Here is an 843-nt window from a genome sequence, read left to right as displayed (position 1 = left end):
ATAAACAAAGAAGAGCCTGATATGGCTCTCAGGCTCTTCCCTCAATAGCAAAGAGTAAGTCTTTTAATTACTCTTCTGCTTTATAATACACCAAGTTTGTCTGTTTGTGTAGAAAAATGTCGAAATATGAAATATTTCATATCAGATTATAAAAACGCTATTTGAGTAGAAAAGGAGAATAGAGAAATGACATATGGCACGGGTGATATTATTCGATTCAAAGATGAAAAGATATATGGTCTTTTTGAAATTACGGGTGTTATAGAAGAAGATACTTATCAATACACAGTCACAAGTGACGAATGTGATACAGAGTATTATGCGAAACATAAAGATTTAATCTTTGTTTGTCATAGAAGTGATCGAAAGGACTTATAAAACTAAACAAAAATTTCATTTTGTCATAAAAAAAGGCGGTTGTTTCTGCAACCACCTTTTTATAAAACAGAGCAACTTTTTCAAATATAAATTATGAATGATATTAGAAAAAGTTATAGGACTTAAGCCTATTTTTATAATTAAAGTGACGAGCTCAAATTATAAGAAAGGACTAGTTTATAATACGAAATATTGTTTGGAATGGTTACTAATAAAAGAACAGCTAGCAAAGGCTAGCTGCTCTGGTGAATAAGAAGAACACAATGGTCATTCGTATTCAACCTTGGTGTACTTATAGTATTAGCATGTTTTAGAAATTTATTCAATAAAAGAACAGCTAGCAAAAGCTAACTGCTCCAACCATGGAATGTGGTTCGAAATGGGGTGTCTACACATGCCCATCAACTTAAGAATTTTCACTACCCCCAAGTGACAAAAAACGTTATTCTTTCTAAAAAGCTAGCT

At 31.8% G+C, this 843-nt stretch carries 1 protein-coding gene; it reads left to right on the top strand.

Features of this window, described 5'->3' with window-relative positions; genetic code table 11:
* The first annotated feature begins 186 nt into the window (after positions 1-186).
* The gene (locus PDQ33_RS28945; protein ID WP_000220909.1) at positions 187-378 is read left to right on the top strand and encodes a hypothetical protein; all 192 of its coding nucleotides are present in this window, start codon (positions 187-189) and stop codon (positions 376-378) included.
* Positions 379-843 lie beyond the last annotated feature (465 nt).

The sequence above is a fragment of the Bacillus cereus group sp. Bc031 genome, from assembly GCF_027716265.1.
Classification (GTDB): Bacteria; Bacillota; Bacilli; order Bacillales; family Bacillaceae_G; genus Bacillus_A; species Bacillus_A paranthracis.
The sequence above is the reverse complement of the archived record's forward strand: the minus strand, read 5'-3'. Positions and strand labels throughout refer to the sequence as shown.